Raw genomic sequence first — 1128 nt, 5'->3', positions numbered from 1 at the left:
CTCTCTTTATCGCAAAGATTGCTGAGAAACTTGAGGCTTGGAAGCTTGAGAAGGGCTGGAATGTTACAATTCTTGAAAGTCAGTCGTCAACTAACCCCTTTGACCATCTCTAGGAGGATCTACCTGTGACTTGGCTTTTACATCAACATGTGGTCTTGTTGGCCTTACTTGCTGGTCTTTTCACTTGGGGTTGTACCATTGTCGGCTCGGCTATTGTTTTCTTTTTCAAGCATATTAGCCGTAAATTGTTAGATATCATGATGGGCTTTGCGGCTGGAGTCATGATTGCGGCCTCTTTCTGGTCACTCTTGGACCCTTCTTTAGCTTATGCCAGCCAAAATGGCTATGGGAAGTGGTCTTGGTTTCCAGCGGCAGCTGGCTTCTTACTTGGTGGTGTCGCTCTTCGTTTGATTGATGCTGTCGTCCCTCACTTGCATTTGGGAAATGATATTTCAAAAGCAGAAGGAATTCAACCTCGTAAGAAGAAATTGTCAAAGACAGCCCTGCTTCTTTTGGCTATCACCATTCATAATTTTCCAGAGGGATTAGCAGTCGGTGTGACTTTCGGAGCCTTGGCTGGTGGCAATATGACATTCGCGGGTCTGATGGGAGCCATTGGTCTAGCTATAGGTATTGGTTTGCAGAATGTCCCTGAAGGTGCAGCCCTCTCAATTCCTATTCGAGCAGATGGAAAATCTCGTATTAAGGCCTTTTATTGGGAATCTATGTCAGCCATCGTGGAGCCTATAGGTGCAGTTATGGGTGCCGCTCTTGTCATGTGGATGATGGCAATCATCCCTTATGCTTTGGCCTTTACGGCTGGTGCTATGATTTTTGTGGTAACGGAAGAATTAATTCCGGAATCACAGACTAATGGTAATACTGATGTAGCAACCTTGGACCTTATGGTTGGCTTTGTTGTCATGATGGTCATGGATGTGGCCTTGGGCTAAAAAATACTAAAGAGCTGTGCCTATGTGTATAGGACTCAGCTCTTTTCAAATAGATGGAGTAAAAAATGAAGATTGCAATTGTTGGCGCAGGCATCGTCGGTTCAACGGCTGCCTATTACTTGTCAAAGGAAAAGAAGTAGAAGTTACTGTTTTTGACCATGGTCTTGGACAGGCA

Annotated in this window: 1 protein-coding gene and 2 pseudogenes; all 3 read left to right on the top strand. The window is 44.8% G+C overall.

The window, feature by feature from the left end; translation table 11 throughout:
• Positions 1-113: pseudogene (locus HSISS2_RS11725) on the top strand (Nif3-like dinuclear metal center hexameric protein); the annotation flags it as partial.
• 12 nt (positions 114-125) lie between these two features.
• Positions 126-953: a ZIP family metal transporter gene (locus HSISS2_RS04360; RefSeq protein ID WP_021145581.1), complete on the top strand. Its 828-nt coding sequence runs from the start codon at positions 126-128 to the stop codon at positions 951-953.
• A gap of 65 nt (positions 954-1018) precedes the next feature.
• Positions 1019-1128 (top strand): annotated as a pseudogene (locus HSISS2_RS10835) (FAD-dependent oxidoreductase); the annotation flags it as partial.

This window comes from Streptococcus sp. HSISS2 (assembly GCF_000448665.1).
Taxonomy (GTDB): domain Bacteria; phylum Bacillota; class Bacilli; order Lactobacillales; family Streptococcaceae; genus Streptococcus; species Streptococcus raffinosi.
Note: the sequence above shows the minus strand (reverse complement) of the source record. Positions and strands in the feature narration are given on the sequence as shown.